Origin of the sequence: Streptomyces sp. NPDC048185 (assembly GCF_043202495.1) — a bacterium.
Taxonomy (GTDB): Bacteria; Actinomycetota; Actinomycetes; order Streptomycetales; family Streptomycetaceae; genus Streptomyces.
In genome coordinates this window covers 196933-217684 of sequence record NZ_JBIDAN010000006.1, presented here as the reverse complement: position 1 = coordinate 217684, position 20752 = coordinate 196933, and the positions used below count along the sequence as shown (strand labels likewise).

General features: G+C 73.9%; 17 protein-coding genes. 4 read left to right on the top strand and 13 right to left on the bottom strand.

The features are described 5' to 3' along the window. The first annotated feature begins 67 nt into the window (after nucleotides 1-67). Nucleotides 68-859 (top strand): ABC transporter ATP-binding protein, encoded by a 792-nt coding sequence (locus ACGF3H_RS19695; protein WP_362490067.1) that lies wholly within the window; start codon nucleotides 68-70, stop codon nucleotides 857-859. Further along, nucleotides 856-2475: a transporter gene (locus tag ACGF3H_RS19690; RefSeq protein WP_362490012.1), complete on the top strand. Its 1620-nt coding sequence runs from the start codon at nucleotides 856-858 to the stop codon at nucleotides 2473-2475. Before ACGF3H_RS19695 ends, ACGF3H_RS19690 begins: the two co-directional genes overlap by 4 nt. 24 nt (nucleotides 2476-2499) lie before the next feature. Here ACGF3H_RS19690 and ACGF3H_RS19685 read toward each other — a convergent pair whose 3' ends face one another. Further along, the gene (locus ACGF3H_RS19685; protein WP_362490010.1) at nucleotides 2500-3387 is read right to left on the bottom strand and encodes an alpha/beta hydrolase; all 888 of its coding nucleotides are present in this window, start codon (nucleotides 3385-3387) and stop codon (nucleotides 2500-2502) included. A 586-nt stretch (nucleotides 3388-3973) separates the two neighbouring features. Further along, nucleotides 3974-4666, bottom strand: coding sequence for a metal-dependent transcriptional regulator (locus tag ACGF3H_RS19680; protein ID WP_362490008.1), 693 nt, complete (start codon nucleotides 4664-4666; stop codon nucleotides 3974-3976). Between the two features lie 224 nt (nucleotides 4667-4890). Here ACGF3H_RS19680 and ACGF3H_RS19675 point away from each other — a divergent pair, with 224 nt between their 5' ends. Beyond that, nucleotides 4891-5646 carry an SIS domain-containing protein gene (locus ACGF3H_RS19675; protein ID WP_362490006.1) on the top strand — a complete coding sequence of 252 codons (756 nt, stop codon included), beginning with the start codon at nucleotides 4891-4893 and terminating at the stop codon, nucleotides 5644-5646. A 176-nt stretch (nucleotides 5647-5822) separates the two neighbouring features. On the opposite strand, the gene ACGF3H_RS19670 is transcribed toward ACGF3H_RS19675, so the two are convergent. The 3 genes from ACGF3H_RS19670 to ACGF3H_RS19660 form a co-directional block, all read right to left on the bottom strand. Continuing rightward, nucleotides 5823-7286, bottom strand: a complete 1464-nt coding sequence (locus ACGF3H_RS19670; RefSeq protein WP_362490004.1) for a PAS domain-containing protein — start codon at nucleotides 7284-7286, stop codon at nucleotides 5823-5825. A 103-nt stretch (nucleotides 7287-7389) separates the two neighbouring features. Beyond that, nucleotides 7390-8232, bottom strand: a complete 843-nt coding sequence (locus ACGF3H_RS19665) for a GNAT family N-acetyltransferase (protein ID WP_362490002.1) — start codon at nucleotides 8230-8232, stop codon at nucleotides 7390-7392. A 344-nt stretch (nucleotides 8233-8576) separates the two neighbouring features. Beyond that, nucleotides 8577-9677, bottom strand: coding sequence for a citrate synthase 2 (locus ACGF3H_RS19660; RefSeq protein WP_362490000.1), 1101 nt, complete (start codon nucleotides 9675-9677; stop codon nucleotides 8577-8579). A 255-nt stretch (nucleotides 9678-9932) separates the two neighbouring features. On the opposite strand from ACGF3H_RS19660, the gene pdxH reads away from it, so the two are divergent. Then, complete coding sequence (gene pdxH, locus ACGF3H_RS19655; RefSeq protein WP_393816514.1) at nucleotides 9933-10610, top strand: pyridoxamine 5'-phosphate oxidase; 678 nt, start codon at nucleotides 9933-9935, stop codon at nucleotides 10608-10610. A 37-nt stretch (nucleotides 10611-10647) separates the two neighbouring features. On the opposite strand, the gene ACGF3H_RS19650 is transcribed toward pdxH, so the two are convergent. The 8 genes from ACGF3H_RS19650 to ACGF3H_RS19615 are packed head-to-tail and all read right to left on the bottom strand — an operon-like array spanning nucleotide 10648 to nucleotide 20680. Further along, nucleotides 10648-11262: a TetR/AcrR family transcriptional regulator gene (locus ACGF3H_RS19650; protein WP_362489996.1), complete on the bottom strand. Its 615-nt coding sequence runs from the start codon at nucleotides 11260-11262 to the stop codon at nucleotides 10648-10650. Further along, nucleotides 11250-11984 carry an enoyl-CoA hydratase family protein gene (locus ACGF3H_RS19645; RefSeq protein ID WP_362489994.1) on the bottom strand — a complete coding sequence of 245 codons (735 nt, stop codon included), beginning with the start codon at nucleotides 11982-11984 and terminating at the stop codon, nucleotides 11250-11252. The genes ACGF3H_RS19650 and ACGF3H_RS19645 overlap by 13 nt, the downstream gene beginning before the upstream one ends. After that, nucleotides 11981-13549, bottom strand: coding sequence for a 4-coumarate--CoA ligase family protein (locus ACGF3H_RS19640; RefSeq protein ID WP_362489992.1), 1569 nt, complete (start codon nucleotides 13547-13549; stop codon nucleotides 11981-11983). The genes ACGF3H_RS19645 and ACGF3H_RS19640 overlap by 4 nt, the downstream gene beginning before the upstream one ends. Nucleotides 13550-13566: 17 nt before the next feature. Continuing rightward, the gene (locus ACGF3H_RS19635; protein WP_362489990.1) at nucleotides 13567-14703 is read right to left on the bottom strand and encodes an acyl-CoA dehydrogenase; all 1137 of its coding nucleotides are present in this window, start codon (nucleotides 14701-14703) and stop codon (nucleotides 13567-13569) included. 55 nt (nucleotides 14704-14758) lie between these two features. Beyond that, complete coding sequence (locus tag ACGF3H_RS19630; protein WP_362489988.1) at nucleotides 14759-16606, bottom strand: biotin carboxylase N-terminal domain-containing protein; 1848 nt, start codon at nucleotides 16604-16606, stop codon at nucleotides 14759-14761. Between the two features lie 14 nt (nucleotides 16607-16620). Beyond that, complete coding sequence (locus ACGF3H_RS19625) at nucleotides 16621-18219, bottom strand: carboxyl transferase domain-containing protein (protein WP_362489986.1); 1599 nt, start codon at nucleotides 18217-18219, stop codon at nucleotides 16621-16623. Then, nucleotides 18216-19889 carry an acyclic terpene utilization AtuA family protein gene (locus ACGF3H_RS19620; protein WP_362489985.1) on the bottom strand — a complete coding sequence of 558 codons (1674 nt, stop codon included), beginning with the start codon at nucleotides 19887-19889 and terminating at the stop codon, nucleotides 18216-18218. The genes ACGF3H_RS19625 and ACGF3H_RS19620 overlap by 4 nt, the downstream gene beginning before the upstream one ends. Further along, nucleotides 19886-20680, bottom strand: coding sequence for a TIGR03084 family metal-binding protein (locus tag ACGF3H_RS19615; RefSeq protein ID WP_362489983.1), 795 nt, complete (start codon nucleotides 20678-20680; stop codon nucleotides 19886-19888). The genes ACGF3H_RS19620 and ACGF3H_RS19615 overlap by 4 nt, the downstream gene beginning before the upstream one ends. Nucleotides 20681-20752 lie beyond the last annotated feature (72 nt).

Sequence of the window (20752 nt, the reverse complement as noted above, 5' to 3'; positions counted from 1 at the left end):
TCGTTCTCGGTTGCTCGCGCAGTTCCCCGCGCCCCTGACGGGGCGCTCCTCCCCCGTAGGGTTTCACCTGACGGAGGGAGTTGCGGTGAGTGCTAGTGCCGTGCGGGTGCAGGGGTTGTGGAAGCGGTTCGGGCAGCAGGTGGCCGTGGGCGGGATCGATCTGGAGTTGCCCGCGGGCAAGTTCATCGGGCTCGTCGGGCCGAACGGGGCCGGGAAGACCACCACGCTCTCCATGGTCACCGGGCTGCTCCGGCCCGATCAGGGGTCGGTCGAGGTCGTCGGGCACGACGTGTGGCGCGACCCGGTCGAGGTGAAGGCCCGGATCGGCGTACTGCCCGAGGGACTGCGGCTGTTCGAGCGGCTGTCGGGACGGGAGCTGCTCGCCTACTCGGGCCGGCTGCGCGGACTGCCCGGCGCCGAGGTGGACAAGCGCGCCACGCAGTTGCTGGACGTGCTCGACCTGGCCGGGGCCCAGCACAAGCTGGTCGTCGACTACTCGACCGGCATGCGCAAGAAGATCGGCCTCGCGACCGCGCTGCTGCACAATCCCGAAGTGCTGTTCCTGGACGAGCCGTTCGAGGGGGTCGACCCGGTGTCGGCGCAGACGATCCGCGGCGTCCTGGAGCGCTACACCGCGTCCGGCGCCACCGTCGTCTTCTCCTCGCACGTGATGGAGCTGGTGGAGTCGCTGTGCGACTGGGTGGCCGTCATGGCCGCCGGACGCATCCGCGCCACCGGCCCGCTCGCCGACGTGCGCGGCGACGCCGCCTCGTTGCAGGAGGCCTTCCTGGAACTCGTCGGCGCGGGCGGCCGGAACGCCGGAAGCGACCTCGACTGGCTGGGCGGCGGGGCGCGATGAGCGCGCGGACCGTCCCCGCCGCCGGGGCCACGCCCCTGACGGCCGTCTTCGTACGGCTGAAACTGTCCCTGCTGCGCAACGGGCTGCGGCAGTCCGGCGGCCGGCGGGCCGCCTGGGTCGCCTCGGCCGTCGTCGTGCTGCTCTTCGCCGCGCTCCAGCTGATCGGCCTGATCGCCCTGCGCGGACACGCGCACGTGGACGCGCTGATCGTGCTGCTCGCGGCGGTGCTCGCCCTGGGCTGGGCGGTGATGCCGCTGTTCTTCCCGAGCGGCGACGAGACGCTCGACCCGACGCGGCTGGTGATGCTGCCGCTGCGGCCCCGCCCGCTGGTGCGGGCCCTGCTCGCGGCCTCGCTGGTCGGGATCGGGCCGCTGTTCACGCTGTGCATGTTCGCCGGTTCCGTGGTCGCGGTCGCGCACGGCGGTGCGGCCTTCGCCGTCGGCGTCGTCGGTGCCGTCCTCGCGCTGCTGGTGTGCGTGACCCTCGCGCGGGCCGTCGCCGCCGCGAACGTCCGGCTGCTGACCAGTCGCAAGGGCCGGGATCTCGCCGTGCTGAGCGGCCTGGTCGTCGCGGTCGGGGCGCAGCTGGTCAACTTCGGCGCGCAGCGGCTGGGCACGTCCGGTCTGGAGCAGCTCGACCCGGTGGCCGACGTGCTGCGCTGGGTGCCACCCGCGTCGGCGGTCGGCGCGATGGACGCGGCGAGCGACGGGGCGTACGGCGTCGCCCTCGCCCAGCTGGCGCTGACCGCGGCCGCCCTGGTGCTGCTGCTGTGGGTGTGGGCACGGCACCTGACGCGGCTGATGACCTCGCCCGACGGCTCCACCCTCCAGGCGGCCGAGGGCAGGCCCGCCCGCGGACCGGGCTCGGCGGGCCCGGCCCGGCTGCTCCCGGCGGGCCGCACCGGCACCACCATGGAGCGCTCCCTGCGGTACGTGTGGCGCGACCCCAAGACCAAGGCGGCCTGGGTGACCTCGCTCGCCATCGGCCTGATCGTGCCGGTGTTCAACGCCTGGCAGGGCACCGGCTCGGTCTACTTCTCCTGCTTCGCCGCCGGGATGCTCGGCATCCAGATGTACAACCAGTTCGGCCAGGACACGTCCGCCTTCTGGATCGTCGCGATGACGATCTCCTCGACGCGGGACGCGTACGTCGAGCTGCGCGCCAGGGCGCTGGCACTGCTGCTGATCACCCTGCCGTACGCCGTCCTCGTCACCGTCCTGACCACGGCGATGCTCGACGACTGGCGGACGCTGCCGGAGGCGCTCGGCCTGTCCTTCGCCCTGCTCGGCGCGATGCTGGCGACCGGTGCCTGGACCTCGGCCCGCTTCCCGTACTCCATTCCGCAGGAGGGCCACAAGAACGTGGTCCCCGGCCAGGTCGGACTGGCCTGGATCTCCATCGTCGGCGGGATGGTGGGAGCCGCCCTGCTGTGCGCGCCGGTCATCGCGCTGACCGTCTGGCTGAACGTGCGCGAGGGCGGCGACGCGTGGAGCGCGGTCCTGCTGCCGGTCGGCGCGGTGTACGGGGCGCTGCTCACCCTGCTCGGCCTGCGGCTGGCCGCCCCGCACACGGCGCGGCGGCTGCCGGAGATCCTGACGGCGGTGAGCAAGGGATGACGGGGGCGGGGCGGCCGCCCCGCCTCACTCCACCCTGAGGGCGTCCAGGAACGGCTCGATGGCCGCCCGCCAGGCCTCCGGCTGGTCGTAGTGGACGAGGTGGCCGGCGTCGGCGACCTCCGCGTACTGGCCCCGCGGCAGGACCCGGACCATCTCCTGGGCCTCCGCACGGCCGAGCTCACCGTCCAGGCCGCGCACGACCAGGGTGGGGCAGCGGACCTGGGCCAGCTCCTCCCAGTGGGCGTCGTGGACCCAGGTCGCGCGGGAGCGCAGCATCTGCTCGGGTTCGAAGACGGGGCGCCAGCCGTCCGGGGACTCGGCCATCACCTCGGCGTAGAACTCGCCCCGGGCCGGGTTGGGCCGCTCCACCCACGGGTCGTCCTCGCCGAACCACTTGCGCACGTCGGCGAGCGTCGCGAAGGGGACCGGCCAGGCCTTGAACCACTCGGCCCACACCTGCTGCGAGGCGGCGCCGAGCGCGGAGGCCCGCATGTCGCAGATGATCAGGCCGCGGACCAGGTCGGGCCGTTTGGCGGCGAGCTGCCAGGCGGTGAGCGCCCCCATGGCGTGACCGACGAGGACGGCCGGGCCGAGGCCGAGCTGCTCCAGGGCGGCCTCTGCGTCCTCGACGTAGGCCTCCCGGGTGTAGGCACTCCCCGAGGGCTTGTCGCTGCGGCCGTGGCCGCGCTGGTCGAGGGCCACGGCCCGGTGGCGCGCGGAGAGCCAGCGCGCGGTGGGCGCCCAGTGCGAGGCGCGGCCCATCAGGCCGTGCAGTAACAGCACGCCCGGGAGGCCGCCGTGCCCGTCGGCCGGCTCCGTGCCGTGCGTCCCGTCGGTCTTGGGCGGGTCCGCGAACTCCCAGGCGGCGAGGCGTACCCCGCCCGCCCCGGTGACGTCGATGCGCCGCGCCATAGGTCCTGGCACCCCCAAGTGTCGCGCCCTGCCGTGCCTGCGCCCTGCCGTCCCCGCGCTGCTTCTCGTGTCCGCGCTTGTCCTGCCGGGCGCCTGTCGTACGGGCCGTTCGTGTCCGACCGTCGCAGAGTATCGAATACGTATTCGAAAATGCCGTCCCGCTGGGCAACACCCCTCATTCGAGTGACACCCCTCAGGGATTGATCGCCGCCGCCGGGGGGAGATCTTCAGCGGGAGGCGGACCGCTCGGGGAAAACGGTCCGAGGGGATTGACCCTGAGAGCTCGGGGCTCCGGGTCAGCACAGGGGAGGACAGGCCCCGGCGCCACCAGGCGCCGGGGCCCTCTCCGTCTCACCGGCATGTCCCTCCCCCTCCCCGGCCGGGCCGACATCGCTGTCGGACCACGGTGCCGTCGGACCACGGTCCACCGCCCGGCGCATCCGCACTCACGCGACAGCCTCGCACGCGAAGCGCGCGACCGCTGCGATTCGGCGCACCCCGTCCCGGAAACGACGGGATCGGCGCGGTGGCACGCCCCCTGCCTCACCGACCGCCCGGCCGCCCCGCGACCGGCCGATACGCGCGCTCAGCGCTTGGCGACGAACACGTGGGACGCGACGTCCGCCTCCAGCTCGGCCGCCTCGCCGCCGCTGCCGACCAGCACACCGCCCGCCGACTCCGTCACGCTCACCACCGAGCCCGGCTGCACACCGGCCCGGCGCAGCGTGTACATCAGCTGCGCGTCCGTCTGGATCGGCTCGCCGATGCGGCGCACGACGACCGTCTTGCCCTCGGGACCCGGGCCGAGCTCGGCGAGCGACACCATGCCCTCGTCCAGGAACGGGTGGACGCCGTCCGTCTCGCCCAGCTCCTCCAGGCCCGGGATCGGATTGCCGTAGGGCGACTCCGTCGGGTGCCGCAGCAGCTCCAGCACGCGGCGCTCGACGGCCTCGCTCATCACGTGCTCCCAGCGACAGGCCTCGGCGTGCACCTGCTCCCACTCCAGGCCGATCACATCGACGAGCAGGCACTCCGCGAGCCGGTGCTTGCGCATCACGCGCGTCGCCAGCCGGCGCCCCTCGTCGGTCAGCTCCAGATGCCGGTCGGCCGCCACGGACACCAGACCGTCGCGCTCCATCCGCGCCACCGTCTGGCTGACCGTCGGGCCGCTCTGGTCGAGCCGCTCGGCGATCCGGGCACGCATCGGGACCACACCTTCCTCCTCCAGCTCGAGGATGGTGCGGAGATACATCTCCGTGGTGTCGATCAGTCCGGACATACGTGCCCCTCGATGAGATGTGCCGGAGGCCGAGGCCCACCGGCGCGTGCGCTGGCCCTGCATTCAATTCTGACGCATACCACCGACAAGCGTCCCTCGCCGCGGGAAGCCGGCCGCATCCGGCACCCCCGGACGCCGCCCGCGCGCCCCGCTCGGCCGTATTGACACCGCACAGGTCCAGACCGCACCGTGATCGCGACGCAGCCACACCGAAGGGGCCCCGCATGAGCGACCGCAAGCCGGCCGGCCAGTTCCTCGACGCGGCGATCGACCTGCTGCGCCGCGTCCGCGACGAAGAGGCCGACGCCATCGAGGCGGCCGGCACCCTGCTCGCCGACACCGTCCGCGACGGGGGGCGCCTCTTCGCCTTCGGCGCCGGCCACTCCTCGCTCGCCGCCCAGGACGTCGTCTACCGCGCCGGCGGACTGGCCCTGATGAACCTGCTCGCCGTGCCCGGCGTCGTCGGCGTCGACGTCATGCCGGCCACGCTCGGCTCCGCCCTGGAGCGCGTCGACGGCCTCGCGAGCGCCGTACTGGACTCCTCGCCCCTGCGCGAGGGCGACGCCCTGGTGATCATCTCCCTGTCCGGGCGCAACGCCCTCCCCGTCGAGATGGCCATGAACGCCCGCGCGCTCGGCGTGAAGGTCATCGGCGTCACCTCGGTGGCGTACGCCTCCGGGACCAGGTCCCGGCACACCTCCGGCACCTTCCTCAAGGACCACTGCGACCTGGTCCTCGACTCCAAGATCGCCGTCGGCGACGCGGAACTCACCCTCGACACCGTCCCGGCCCCCTTCGCGCCCGCCTCCACGGTCGTCACCACGGCACTGATGCAGGCGGTGATGGCCACGGCGGCCGGCGTCCTCGCCGAGCACGGCATCGAACCGCCCCTGCTGCGCTCCGGCAACGTGGACGGCGGTCACGAATGGAACGGCCGCGTCCTGCAGGAGTACCGCGACCGGATCTTCTACCGGCACTGACCCCCGGACGCACCGCCGCCGACGGCACACCGCCCGCGCCACGGCGGGCGGCCGCCCCCACCGGGGACACCCGCGGCCCGGGTCCCGTCCCACCCGGCGGCGCGCCACCGCGACCCCGGCTCACCGGGCACACCCGCGTCACGCGCGGACGGCCGGCCCCGGCCGAGCAGGTACGCCTACTCCCCGGCCACCGCCCCGGCCAGGTCCAGCGTCGTCGCGATGCGGACCGCCACGTCCTCCGCGTACATCGCGTCGGGGCGCTCGAAGGCACCGCGGCCGGCGCCCCGCAGGAACGTCACCACACCCAGCGTCCGCCCCCGGCTGCGTAGCACGGTGCACAGAGCGTGCACCGTGTCCGGCGGCCACTGCCGGGCCTCGGCCCACCGGCGCGCCTGCTCGGGGGGCACCGCGCCGACCCCCGCACTGGCCCGCACCGAGCCGACGCGCTCCACGCACTGCAACGCCGGATGCCCCTCGCCGTACCGCACCGGCAGCCCGGCCGCCCCGGAGGGCAGGCCGGTCCCCGGCGCCCCGGACGGCGTCGTCACCACCCGCACCAGACGCACCGGATCCGCCGGCCCGGTCTCCGCGAGCGCCCCGCCCGCCACCCGGTCGATCAGCGCGTGGTCCGCGAACCCGGCCAGCGCGAAGTCGAGATGGACGGTCGCCGCCTCCGCCGGGTCCTCGCACTCCGCCGCCGCCCGCGCCGCCCGGTGCAGCTGATTGGCACGGAACCGCAGCAGCGCCGCCTCCTGCTCGCCCTGCTTGGCCTCCGTGACGTCCTGGAACAGCCAGCCGACGCCCAGCGGCACCGGCTCCTCCGCGAGCGGCGAGGCCAGCCGCACGAAACCGCTGCGCCAGCACCGCCGCCGCTCGCCGTCGGGCGTGCGCACGCTCACCCACACCTCTGCGGGCGCCGGCGGCGCACCCTCCGCCAGGACGTGCGTGAGGGCGCTCTCCAGTTCCTCCACGCCCTGGGAGAGCAGATCGCCCAGCGGCCGGCCCAGCACCGACGTACGGCCGGTACCCAGCGCGCGCGCCGCGTGCGCGTTGACCACGGCGGGCCGCAGATCCACGTCCACCAGCACGACGCCCCAGCTCGCGTCCTCCAGCAGCGCCTCGCTCAGCGCGATCGACCGCTCCAGGTCGATCTGCGCGTGCACCTCGCTGAACGCGCAGTACACCCCGGCCGGTCCGCCGTCCGGGCCGCGCACGGCCGCCGACTGGGTACGCACCAGCACCCGCCCGCCGTCCTTCGTCAGCAACGCGAACTCGTTCACCTGACGCCCCGGCGACCGCATCGCGGACAGCAGCCGCTCCTCGACCTCCCCGGCGTCCGCGCTGCGCACCGCCCAGCCGGCGAACCCCTGCCGCCCCACGGCCTCCGCCGCGGTCCAGCCCAGGATGCGCTCCGCCTCACGGTTCCAGTGGGTGACGACGCCCTCGGCGTCGAAGGCGCACAGCGCCGCGTCCATCCCGTCGAGGAGCGCGGCCAACAGGTCCGCACCGTCCCGCTCGGGCTGCTCCGGTTCGCCCGGCCCCAGCTCGTCAGTGGTCCCACTACGCCGGGAAGCACTCACCTGAACCCCCTGCAGGCTGCGTCCGCCGTACCGTACGCCGGTTCGTTCACTGGCCTTCATTCAACTCGAACGTGATGCAGCACACACCGGGTTCCCGCAAGATTGCGGAAATCGTTGCGCAGCGGAAACCCGGCATACGCCCCTGTCATCAAGGGTCCCGCCGTCACGCCCCGGTCGCCAGCCGCAGATCGACCCACTCGTCGCTCCCGCCGTCCAGGACGTACCGCTCCCGCTCCGTGAACCCGCGCGCCCCGGCGAACCGCAGCCCCTCCTCGTTGGCCGCCAGCACCACCGTCTCCACCGCCCCGGCACCGAGCCCGCGCGCGTGCGCGAGCCCCCGCTCATAGAGCGCCGCGCCGATCCCGCGCCCCCGGAACGCCGGCAGCACCCGGGCGATCACGGTCGCCACCCGCTCCTCCCCCTCGGGCGGACGCACGGTCGAGCAGCCGACGAGGACGTCCCCCAGGTAGGCGTTCTCCAGCCGGTACCGGACGCTGCGCTCGCGCACGTCGTCCAGGGACATCGCCGCCGGCGGCACGATCTCGTTGTGGACGTGCCGCCACTCCTCCGCCATGTCGTCGCCGGCCACGGCGGCGATCCGCAGCCCCGACCCCGGCCCGACGGGCCCACGGCGCGCGTCCACCTCGATCTCGATGCGCATCCGCTCGTCCGCGAGCCCGCACACCGCCATCGTCGCCGCGGGCCGCACCGCGCCGAACACCCGCCGCAGCACCGGCCAGCACGGCTCGAAGTCCTCCCGCTCGGGCAGCAGGTACCGCACCCGCACCACGTCCGCGAAGGTGCAGCCGGCCCCGGCCAGCGCGGTCCCGATGTTGCGCAGGCACTGCTCGGCCTGCTCCACCACGTCGTCGGCGATGGTCATCGCCGCGTAGTCGAACCCGGTGGTCCCCGACACGTGCACCCGGTCCCCGTCGACGACGGCCCGGGCATACCCGATCCGCTCCTCGAACGTGGACCCACTCAGAATCGTCCGCCGCTGCGTCATGCGCGGAACGGTAGGTGACCAGGCAGAACACGTCCAAGCATATCGGTCGGCGGACCGGCTCGAAAAAAAGCCGTTGCCTCGGTGGCCGTCCGGTTCCTAGTGTGGTGGCACACGAGAAGGGAGGTGGTTCGGCAGATGTATGAGATCCGGACGCGTGAGGTGGCTGCGGGCTAGCGGCCCGGCACCACACGGAGTGCGGTGCCGGACCAGCGCGTGAGAAACGCGTGCAGCCGGCCCAATCCCAAGCAGTCACCCGACCCGCGAGTCGCCGGTACGTCCGGCCGGCTCCTCCCCGGAGGAACCAGACTCGCGGGTCGTCTGCGTTTCGCGGCAGCTCCCGAAGGTCAGCCCGCGATGTCCTCGTAGCCCTCGACCGCACGCGGGTCGCGGGGGCCCGGGCCGGTGTAGCGGGCGGAGGGGCGGACCAGGCGGCCCGTGCGCTTCTGTTCCAGGATGTGCGCCGACCAGCCGGCCGTGCGGGCGCAGGTGAACATGGACGTGAACATGTGGGCCGGGACCTCGGCGAAGTCCAGCATGATGGCCGCCCAGAACTCGACGTTGGTGGCCAGGACCCGGTCGGGGCGGCGGGCGTGGAGTTCGGCGAGGGCCGCCTTCTCCAGGGCCTCCGCGACCTCGTAGCGCGGGGCGCCCAGTTCGCGGGCGGTGCGGCGCAGGACGCGGGCGCGGGGGTCCTCGGCGCGGTAGACGCGGTGGCCGAAGCCCATGAGGCGTTCGCCGGCGTCGAGGGTCTTCTTGACGTACGCCTCGGCGTCGCCGGTGCGTTCGATCTCCTCGATCATGTGCAGGACGCGGGAGGGCGCGCCGCCGTGCAGCGGGCCGGACATGGCGCCCACGGCGCCGGACAGGGCCGCGGCCACGTCCGCGCCGGTGGAGGCGATGACGCGGGCGGTGAAGGTGGAGGCGTTCATGCCGTGCTCGGCGGCGGAGGTCCAGTAGGCGTCCACGGCGGCCACGTGCTTGGGGTCGGGCTCGCCGCGCCAGCGGATCATGAAGCGTTCGACCACCGACCGGGCCTTGTCGATCTCGCGTTGCGGGACCATCGGCAGGCCCTGGCCGCGTGCGGACTGGGCGACGTAGGACAGGGCCATGACGGCGGCGCGGGCGAGGTCGGCGCGGGCCTGCTCGGCGTCGATGTCCAGCAGGGGCTTGAGGCCCCAGACCGGAGCCAGCATGGCGAGCGCGGACTGGACGTCGACGCGGATGTCGCCGGAGTGCACGGGGATGGGGAAGGGTTCGGCGGGCGGCAGGCCGGGGTTGAACGCGCCGTCGACGAGCAGGCCCCACACGTTGCCGAAGGAGACGTGGCCGACCAGGTCCTCGATGTCGACCCCGCGGTAGCGGAGGGCGCCGCCCTCCTTGTCGGGTTCGGCGATCTCCGTCTCGAACGCGACGACTCCCTCTAGCCCGGGTACAAAATCGGACATCAGGCGGCTCCTCGTGGTCGTGATGTGTGGCGACCGGCGCGGGGACGAGTGCGGTCGTCCCGATGGATCCACGGCCGTGTGCCGGCTCGCGGTCCCCGCGGTCACCCGTGTGATGCCCCGTCCGGCAGGCGCTCACCCGACCGGGACGGAACCAGCACGATAACCCCGGGTGTCACCCTTGGGGAGGGGTCGCGGCACTCAGTGCCACTCAGTGACGAAGGACACCGCGGAACGGGGCCGTGCGGATACGGCAGGATGGCCGTCGTGACCGACCGCGATGCCGCCCCCTTCGATCTTCCGTCGATGCGCAAGCAGTACCGGGCCGACGGGCTCCGCGAGAGCGAGCTCGCCGCCACCCCCGTCGAGCAGTTCGCGCGCTGGTTCAAGCAGGCCGCGACGGACGGCGGCCTGTTCGAGCCGAACGCCATGGTCGTCTCCACGGCGGACGCCGAGGGCCGGCCCAGCTCGCGCACGGTGCTGCTGAAGCACTTCGACGAGCGGGGCTTCGTCTTCTACACCAACTACGAGTCCCGCAAGGGCCGCGAGCTGGGCGAGAACCCGCACGTGTCGCTGCTGTTCCCCTGGCACGCAATGGCCCGCCAGGTCATCGTCACGGGTGTCGCGCGGCGGACCGGGCGGGACGAGACCGCCGCGTACTTCCGGACCCGGCCGCACGGCTCCCAGCTGGGGGCGTGGGCGAGTGTCCAGTCGTCGGTGGTGGCCGGCCGGGAGGCCCTGGACTCCGTGTACGCGGAGCTGTCGGCGCGCTATCCGGAGGGCGAGCAAGTGCCGGTGCCGCCGCACTGGGGCGGGTTCCGGGTGGTGCCGAGCGCGGTGGAGTTCTGGCAGGGCCGGGAGAACCGGCTGCACGACCGGCTGCGGTACGTGGCTCCGGACGGCGGGGGCTGGCGGGTGGAGCGGCTCGCGCCGTGAGCCGCCGGGCGGGCCGCGGAATGCGGGCCGGCGGGCGTCAGCCCAGCGCCCCGTCCAGCAGGTCCGCCCACTGGGCCACGACCCGTTCCCGCCGGCCGGCGTCGTCGGTGAGGAGGTTGGCGAGGCCGAGGCCGCGGGCCATGTCCAGGAGGCCCTGGACGGTCTCGCGGACGCCGGGGCGGCTCTCGTCGGCGCCGAGGAGGTCGACGGCGATGCGGTGCGTCTCGCGGCCGACGCGGGCCTCCAGCTCGGTCACCCGGCCGCGCAGCTGCTCCTCGTCGGAGGCGGCGACCCACAGGTGGAGCGCGGCGCGGAACAGCGGGCCCGTGTACAGGTCGACGAGGGCGGCCACGACGGCGCGGCGGTCGTCGGTCGCCGCGCCGTCGGGGAACAGGGCGCGCAGCGCGCCCGAGCGTTCCTCGGCGACGTACTCGACCGCCGCCGTGAACAGGTCCTCGCGGGTCGGGAAGTGGTGCTGGGCGGCACCGCGGGAGACGCCGGCGCGTTCGGCGACGGCGGAGACCGTGGAGCCGGCCCAGCCGTGTTCGGCGAGGCAGGCCACGGCGGCTTCGAGGAGCCGCTGCCGAGTGGCCCGGCTGCGGTCCTGCTTGGGTACTCGCTCGGCTCGGTCGGCCGTGCTCACACCACCCATTCCGGATCCCGTCGTTCGAGGAAGGCCGTCATCCCCTCGCGGGCCTGCGGGGAGGAGAACAGCCGGGCCGAGAGCGCGGTCAGGTCGGCCGCGTCCCGGTCGAAGGCTTCCAGCACCCTAGCCGTGAGCAGCCGTTTCGTCTCGGCCAGGCCCTGCGGTGAGGCACGGCGCACACCGTCGAGGACGGGCGCGAGGACGGCGTCGACGTCGTCGCCCGCCGCCGTGACCAGGCCGATGCGGGCGGCCTCGGCGGCGTCGAAGCGCTCGCCGGTGAGGTAGTGGCGGGCGAGGGCGCGGGGGTCGGTGCGGGGCAGCACGGTGAGGCTGATGACGGCGGGGGCGACGCCGATGCGGACCTCGGTGAAGGCGTACGTCGACGTGGTGGAGGCGACGGCGACGTCGCAGGCGGCGAGCAGTCCGAGGCCGCCGGCGCGGACGTGTCCGGTGACCCGGGCGATCACCGGTTTGGGCAGCTCCACGATGCGCCGGAGCAGGGCGACGAGGGCGTCCGGGGCGGGCGGGTCCCGCAGGTCGGCGCCGGCGCTGAAGGTGGTGCCGGTGTGGGTGAGGACGACGGCGCGGACGGCGGGGTCGTCGCCGGCTTCCGTGAGGGCGTCGGCCAGGCCGGTGACGAGGGCCGCGGAGAGGGCGTTGCGGTTGTGCGGGGAGTCGAGGGTGAGGGTCTCGACGCCCCGCGCGCGGGTGCGGTGGACCGGGGTCACGGGCGGCCTCGCAGTTCCCGGCGGAGGATCTTGCCGCTGGCGGCCCGGGGCACGGCGTCGACGAAGGTGACCCGGCGTACGCGTTTGTAAGGGGCGACGCGTTCGGCGACGTACATCATGACCTCTCCTTCGGTCGGCCCTTCGGCGGGCGCCCGGCGCACGACGTGGGCGTGCGGCACCTCGTTGCCGTCGTCGTCGTGGGTGCCGACGACGGCGGCGTCGGCGACGCCGGGGTGGGTGAGGAGGAGGGCCTCGAGTTCGGCGGGGGCCACCTGGAAGCCCTTGTACTTGATCAGTTCCTTGACGCGGTCCACGACGAACAGCCAGCCCTCGGCGTCGACGTGTCCGACGTCCCCGGTGTGCAGCCAGCCGTCCTGGTCGATCATGGCCGCGGTGGCGTCGGGGCGTCCGAGGTAGCCCTTCATGACCTGGGGGCCGCGGATGAGGATCTCGCCGGACTCGCCGGCGGGGAGGTCCTTGCCGGGGTCGTCGAGGGAGACGATGCGCATCTCGGTGCCGGCGATGAGCTTGCCGACGGTTCCGGGGGGTGCGTCGGCCATGGCGTCCAGGGGGACGACGTGGGTGCCCGGGGACAGTTCGGTCATGCCGTAGGCCTGGCCGACGGGCGGCAGGCCGAGCCTCCTGGAGCAGGCGGCGGCGAGGCCGGCGTCCAGGGGGGCGGCGGCGCTGATGACGTACTTCAGGGAGGACAGGTCGTAGTCGGCGACCAGGGGGTGCTTGGCGAGGGCGAGGACGATCGGCGGGGCGACGTACAGGCCGGTGATGCGGTGGTTCTGGATGGCGGCGAGGAACTGTTCCAGGTCGAAGCGGGGCAGGACGACGACGGTGGCGCCGAGCCGCAGCGGGGCGTTCATGAGCGCCGTGAGCCCATAGATGTGGAAAAGGGGCAGAACCGCCAGAATCCGGTCGCCGGGTCCGGCGGCGACGGCGGGCTGGAGCTGGGCGAGGTTGGTGGCGATCTGGCGGTGGGTGAGCATGACGCCCTTGGGGACGCCGGTGGTGCCGGAGGAGTACGGCAGGGCGGCGACGTCCTCGGCCGGGTCGACGGCGACGTCGGGTTCGGGTGCGGTCGAGGCCAGCATGTCGATGAGGGAGCGGTGACCGGGTGCGCTGTCGCACACGAAGATCTCCTGGACCCCGCCCGCGAGTTCGGCGGCCCGGCGGGCGGTGGCCAGCAGGGGTGAGACGGTGACGATCCAGCGGGCCCGGGCGTCGCCGAGCTGTTTGGCGAACTCCTCCGCCGTGGCGAGCGGGTGCACGGTGGTCACGGCGGCGCCCGCGCGGGTGGCGCCGTAGAACGCGACCGGGAAGGCGACCGTGTTGGGGCTGTGCAGGGCGAGGACGTCGCCCTTGCGCAGGCCGGCCTCGGCGAGGGCGGCGGCGACGCGCCGGTGGAACCGGTCCACCTGTTCGTAGGTGAGCGTGGTGCCGTCGGTGCCGTCGATCAGTGCCGGGGTGTTCCCGAACACGGCGGCCCGGCCGAGCACGGCTTCGTGGATGGGCAGTTCGACGGGCGGGACTTCTGCGTACTCGCTGCGGAACACGGTTCCTCCACGGTGGGCTAGTACGACTTGGGCAGGCCCAGGGTCTGGTGGGAGACGTAGTTGAGAATCATCTCCCGGCTCACCGGGGCGATGCGGGACACACGCGCGGCCGTGATCAGCCGGGCGATCCCGTACTCGCGGGTGAGGCCGTTGCCGCCGAGGGTGTGCACGGCCTGGTCGACGGCCTTCACACAGGCCTCGCCGGCCGCGTACTTGGCCATGTTGGCGGCCTCACCGGCTCCCATGTCGTCGCCTGCGTCGTACAGGTGGGCCGCCCTCTGCATCATCAGGCGGGCCAGTTCGAGGTCGATGTGCGCCTGGGCGAGGGGGTGGGCGATGGCCTGGTGGGCGCCGATGGGGGCCTTCCAGACGGTGCGTTCGCGGGCGTACTCGACGGCGCGGGCCAGGGCGAAGCGGCCCATGCCGATCGCGAAGGCGGCGGTCATGACGCGCTCGGGGTTGAGGCCGGCGAACAGCTGGAGGAGCCCGGCGTCCTCGTCGCCGACGAGGGCCTCGGCGGGCAGCCGTACGTCGTCCAGGACGAGCTCGAACTGCTTCTCGGCGGCGTTGAGTTCCATGTCGATGGGGCGCCGCTGGAAGCCTTCCGCGTCGCGCGGGACGATGAAGAGGCAGGGCTTGAGCCTGCCGGTGCGAGCGTCCTCGGTGCGGCCGACGACGAGGGTGGCGTCGGCGATGTCGACGCCGGAGACGAAGACCTTGCGGCCGGTGAGCAGCCAGTCCCCGTTCGCCGGGTCGCGGCGGGCGGTGGTGGTGATGCGGTGGCTGTTGGAGCCGGCGTCGGGTTCGGTGATGCCGAAGGCCATCAGGCGGCTGCCGTCGGCGAGGGCGGGGAGCCATTCCTGTTTCTGGGCCTCGGTGCCGAAGCGGGCGATGACGGTGCCGCAGATCGCCGGGGAGACGATCATCATGAGCAGGGGATTGCCCGCGGCGCCCATCTCCTCGAGGACGAGGGAGAGTTCGGCGATGCCGCCGCCGCCACCGCCGTACGCCTCCGGCAGGTTGACGCCGATGTAGCCGAGCTTGGCGGCGTCGCGCCAGAACTGCCGGTTGTCGGTGGCGGGGTGGTTCTTGGCGAAGGCCGCGACCGCTTCGCGGAGGGACTTGTGCTCGTCGGATTCGATGAGGGTGGTCACTGTGCTCCTTCGGGTGCGGGTTTCGTCGTGGCTGGTCGCGCAGTTCCCCGCGCCCCTAACCGGCGTCCCCGTCGACCACGGCCAGGAGGGCGCCGACCTCCACCTGTCTGCCGGGCTCGGCGTTGAGAGCGCTCAGCGTTCCCGTGGCCGGGGCGGTGATCCTGTGTTCCATCTTCATCGCCTCCAGCCACAGCAAGGGCTGGCCCGCCTGCACGGTCATGCCCTCGGTCAGGCCCTCCGCGATGCGGACGACCGTGCCCGGCATGGGCGCGAGGAGGGAGCCGGGGGCGTGCTGGGCGGTGGGGTCGGGGAAGCGGGGCAGGAGGGTGAGGGCGGTGGTGTTCACGTGGACCCGGTCGCCGTAGCGGGCGATCTCGTACGTGCGCCGGACGCCGTCCGTCTCCAGGACGACGCGTGCGGCGTCGGCGTGGAGGACGCGTACGCCGTCGGCGGCGAGGCCGTCACGGGTGTGCCGGTAGCGGACCTCGTGTTCCTCGCCCGCGATGGCGTACCGCTTGACCTGGGGCTGTGACGGGACGTTCCGCCAGCCCCCGAACCGGGAGCGGCCGTGGGCGTCGGCCAGGGCGGCGGCCAGCGGGGCGAGGGGGTCGGGGGCCGGCTCGGTGAGGGCGGCGAGGTGGCGGTCGTAGAAGCCGGTGTCCATGCGGGCGGAGGTGAAGTCCTCGTGGCGCAGGGAACGGACGAGGAGGTCCCGGTTGGTGACCGGGCCGTGGATCGCCGCCCGTTCCAGCGCTCCGGCGAGGCGGCGGACGGCTTCCGCGCGGGTGGGGGCGTGGGCGACGGCCTTGGCGAGCATCGGGTCGTAGTGGACGCCGATGTCGTCGCCGTCGGTGCAGCCGGTGTCCAGGCGGATGCCGTCCGGGACGGCGAGGCGGTGCAGGCGGCCGGTCTGCGGGGCCCAGCCCCGCGCCGGGTCCTCGGCGTACAGGCGGGCCTCGACGGCGTGGCCACGCGCGCGCGGGGGGTCGGTGTCGAGGGCGTGGCCCTCGGCGACGCGGAGCTGGAGGGCGACCAGGTCGATCCCGAAGACCGCCTCGGTGACGGGGTGTTCGACCTGCAGCCGGGTGTTCATCTCCAGGAAGTGGGCCCGGCCGTCCGCGACGAGGAACTCGACGGTGCCGGCGCCGGTGTAGTCGACGGCGCGGGCGGCCCGGACGGCCTGCTCGTGCAGGTCCCGGGTGAGCGACGCGGACAGTCCCGGCGCCGGCGCCTCCTCGATCACCTTCTGGTGGCGGCGCTGGAGGGAGCAGTCCCGGGTGCCGAGCGCCCACACCGTGCCGTGCGTGTCGGCGAGGATCTGCACCTCGACGTGGCGGCCGTTCTCCAGGTAGGGCTCGACGAACACCTCGCCGTCGCCGAAGGCGGCCGCCGCCTCCGCGCGGGCGGCGGTCAGCTCGGCGTCCAGGTCCGCCAGGCGCCGTACGACGCGCATGCCGCGTCCGCCGCCGCCCGCCGCGGCCTTGACCAGCACCGGCAGGTCGGCCTCGGTGACCTCGCCGAGGGGGGTGATGCCCATCAGCTCCTTGGCGCGGGTCTTGGACGCCATCGCCTCGATGGCCCGCGGTGGCGGTCCGATCCAGGTCAGGCCGGCGTCGGTGACGGCGCGTGCGAAGTCGGCGTTCTCGGAGAGGAAGCCGTAGCCGGGGTGCACGGCGTCGGCGCCGGCGGCGACGGCGGCCTTCACGATCAGGTCGCCGCGCAGGTAGGTGTCGGCGGACGCCGTTCCCGGCAGGCGGACCGCCGCGTCGGCCTCGCGCGTGTGGAGGGCGTTCTCGTCGGCGTCCGAGTACACCGCGACGGTCCTGATGCCCGACTCCCGGCAGGTGCGGAAGACGCGGCAGGCGATCTCGCCCCGGTTGGCGACGAGGACGGAAGTGATCACTGGTCCCTCACCCCTCACATCCGGAAGACGCCGAAGCCACCGCGCGCACCTTCGTAGAGCGCGGTGTGGACGGCGGACAGGCACAGGCCGAGGACGGTGCGGGTGTCGCGCGGGTCGATGACGCCGTCGTCGTAGAGCCGGCCGGACAGGAACACGGGCAGCGACTCGGACTCGATCTGCTGCTCCACCATGGCGCGCAGCGCCGCGTCCGCCTCGTCGTCGTAGGGCTGTCCCTTCGCGGCGGCCGACTGGCGGGCGACGATGGAGAGCACCCCGGCGAGCTGTTGCGGGCCCATGACGGCGGACTTGGCGCTGGGCCAGGCGAACAGGAAGCGCGGGTCGTAGGCGCGGCCGCACATGCCGTAGTGCCCGGCGCCGTACGACGCCCCCATGAGGACGGACAGGTGCGGCACCCGCGAGTTGGACACGGCGTTGATCATCATGGCGCCGTGCTTGATGATGCCGCCCTGCTCGTACTCCTTGCCGACCATGTAGCCGGTGGTGTTGTGCAGGAACAGCAGCGGGATGTCGCGCTGGTTGGCGAGCTGGATGAACTGGGCGGCCTTCTGCGACTCCTCGCTGAACAGGACGCCCCGGGCGTTGGCGAGGATGCCGACCGGGTAGCCGTGCAGGCGTGCCCAGCCGGTGGTCAGGCTGGTCCCGTACAGCGGCTTGAACTCGTCGAAGTCGGAGGCGTCGACGATCCGGGCGATCACCTCGCGCGGGTCGAAGGGGGTCCTGAGGTCGTCGGGGACGATGCCGAGGAGTTCCCCGGGGTCGTACTTCGGCGGTTCGGCCAGCGGCGGATCGGCGTACGCCTTGCGGTGGTTGAGGCGGGCGACCACGCGGCGGGCCTGGCGCAGGGCGTCCGGTTCGTCGACGGCGAAGTAGTCGGCGAGGCCCGAGGTGCGCGCATGCATCTCGGCGCCGCCGAGCGACTCGTCGTCGCTCTCCTCGCCGGTGGCCATCTTCACCAACGGCGGCCCGCCGAGGAACACCTTGGCGCGCTCCTTGACCATGATCACGTGGTCGGACATGCCGGGGATGTAGGCACCGCCGGCCGTGGAGTTGCCGAAGACGACGGCGACGGTGGGGATGCCGGCGGCGGAGAGCCGGGTGAGGTCGCGGAAGATCGCGCCGCCGGGGATGAAGATCTCCTTCTGGGAGGGCAGGTCGGCGCCGCCGGACTCGACCAGGCTGATGCAGGGCAGCCGGTTGGCGAGGGCGATGTCGTTGGCGCGCAGCGACTTCTTCAGCGTCCAGGGGTTGCTGGCGCCGCCGCGCACGGTCGGGTCGTTGGCGGTGATCAGGCACTCGACGCCCTCGACGACGCCGATGCCGGTGACGAGGGAGGCGCCGACGGTGTACTCGCTGCCCCAGGCGGCCAGCGGCGACAGTTCCAGGAACGGCGTGTCGGGGTCGAGGAGCAGCTCGATGCGTTCGCGGGCGAGCAGCTTGCCGCGCGCCCGGTGCCGGGCGACGTACTTCTCGCCGCCGCCCGCGAGGGCCTTGGCGTGTTCGGCGTCCAGCTCGGCGAGTCGGGCGAGCATGGCCTCGCGGTTCGCCCGGTGGTCGGGGGCGGCCGGGTCGACGGTGGTGGGCAGGACCGTCACAGGAGAACCTCCGGGATGTCCAGGTGGCGGGAGCGCAGCCACTCCCCGAGCGCCTTGGCCTGCGGGTCGAAGCGGTGCTGGGCGGCGACGCCCTCGCCGAGGATCGACTCGACCACGAAGTTCAGGGCGCGCAGGTTCGGCAGCGCGTGCCGGGTGACGGGCAGGTCGCGGGCCTCCGGGAGCAGTTCCCGGAACCGGTCGGCGGTCAGCTCGTGCGCGAGCCAGCGCCAGACCTCGTCGGTGCGGGCCCACACGCCGACGTTGGCGCTGCCGCCCTTGTCGCCGCTGCGGGCCCCGGCGACCAGGCCGAGGGGGGCGCTGCGGCGGGGCCCGTCCGGCAGCGGCTCCGGCAGCGGCGGCTCGGGTACGGCGCGCAGGACGGCGCTGTCGCGGGGCGGCGCCACCGGGACCCGGCGGCCGTCGGGCAGGACCGCGGCGTGCTCGACGGCGTCCTGCGGGACGTGGACGGCCTCGAAGACGCCGTAGGGGGTGCCCTTGCCGGGCGGCGCGGTCACGTGGAAGCCCGGGTAGCTCGCGAGGGCCAGCTCGATCGCGGCGCCGCTCAGTGCCCGCCCGACGGCCCGCTGGTCGGCGTCGCGGACGACCAGCCGCAGCAGGGCACTCGCCGTCTCCTCGGCCGGCGCGTCGGGACGGTCGGTGCGGACCAGGTCCCAGCGGACGTCGGCGACCTTGCCGAGGGCGGGCTCCATCTGCGCCCGCACCAGCGCGGCCTTGGCCTCGACGTCGAGGCCGGTGAGCACGAAGGTGACCTCGTTGCGGAAGCCGCCGAGCCGGTTGCGGCCGACCTTGAGCGTGGGCGGCGGGGCCTCGCCCCGGACGCCGTCGATGCGCACCCGGTCGGGGCCGTCCTGGGTGAGCCGTACGGTGTCCAGCCGGGCGGTGACGTCCGGCCCCGCGTACCGGGCACCGTCCGTCTCGTACAGCAGCTGGGCCGTCACCGTGCCGACGTCGACGAAGCCGCCGGTGCCGTCGTGCTTGGTGACGACCGAGGTGCCGTCGGCGTGCAGCTCGGCGAGCGGGAAGCCGGGGCGCCGTACGTCGCCGTCCCGGAAGAAGGCGTAGTTGCCGCCGGTCGCCTGCGCCCCGCACTCCAGTACGTGACCGGCGACGACCGCGCCCGCGAGCCGGTCGTGGTCCGTCGGCGCCCAGCCGAAGTGCGCGGCGGCGGGCCCGGTGACCAGGGCGGCGTCGGTGACCCGCCCGGTGACGACGACGTCCGCCCCCGCGCGCAGGCACTCCGCGATGCCGAAGCCGCCGAGGTAGGCGTGCGCGGCCAGCGCTCCCGGGTGGCCGGCGGTGAGGTCGTCGCCCTCGACGTGCGCGACCCGTACGGGGATGCCGAGCCGCCCGGCGAGGGCGCGCACGGCGTCGGCGAGTCCGGCGGGGTTGAGTCCGCCGGCGTTGGTGACGATGCGGACGCCCCGGTCGTGGGCGAGGCCGAGGCACTCCTCCAGCTGGCGCAGGAAGGTGCGCGCGTATCCCGCGTCGGGGTTCGCGAGCCGGTCGCGGCCGAGGATGAGCATGGTCAGCTCGGCGAGGTAGTCGCCGGTGAGGACGTCCAGGGGGCCGCCGGTGAGCATCTCGCGCATCGAGTCGAAGCGGTCGCCGTAGAAGCCGGAGGCGTTGCCGACGCGGAGGGGCGCCGTCATCCCTCGGCCCCCTTCGGTTTCCGTCCCGCTCCCGGCGGTCCGGCGAAGGCCTGGGCGATGTCCAGCCAGCGGTCGGCGTCCCGTCCCTCGGCGGTGAGGGCGAGGTCGGCGCGGTGGGCGCGCTGGGTGACCAGCAGGCAGAAGTCGAGGGCGGGGCCGGTGACGCGCTGGGCCGCGTCCTCGGGGCCGTACGTCCACGGGGCGCCGTCCGGTCCGGTGAGTTCCACGCGGAACTGCTCGGCGGGCGGGGTGAGGCCGTGGGCGGCGAAGGCGAAGTCCCGGGTCCGGGCACCGATGCGGGCGATGTGCCGCAGGCGGTCGGTGGGCGGGCGCGTGACACCGGCCGTGGCGGCGATGTCGAGGCCGTGGGCCCAGGTCTCCATGAGCCGGGCGGTGGCCATGGAGGCGGCCGCCATGGGCGGGCCGTACCAGGGGAAACGGGCGCCGGGGGCCGACGCGCGCAGTGCGGTCTCGAGCCGCCGGCGGCCCTCCCGCCAGTGCTCCAGCAGCTCGGCGGGGGGCCGGCGGGCGCCGTCCTCCGCGCCCTCGTCGACGAAGGTGCCGGGCGCGGCGAGGGCCTTCTCCACCAGCGTCCGGAAGCCGTCCTCGTCGGTGACGGCGAGCAGGGCGGACCCGTCGGTCCAGGCCAGGTGGGCGATCTGGTGGGCGATCGTCCAGCCGGGGGCGGGGGTGGCGAGCGCCCACTGCTCGGGGCTCAGCGCGGCGACCAGCGCGTCGAGCTCCTCGCCCTCCTCGCGCAGGTCGTCGATCACGGGTGTCGGGTCGGACACGGGCGCTCCCCTCGAGCACGGCGGCGTGCGGCGCGGTGTGGGGTGGAGCATGGCAGCGGGGGCGCAAACAAT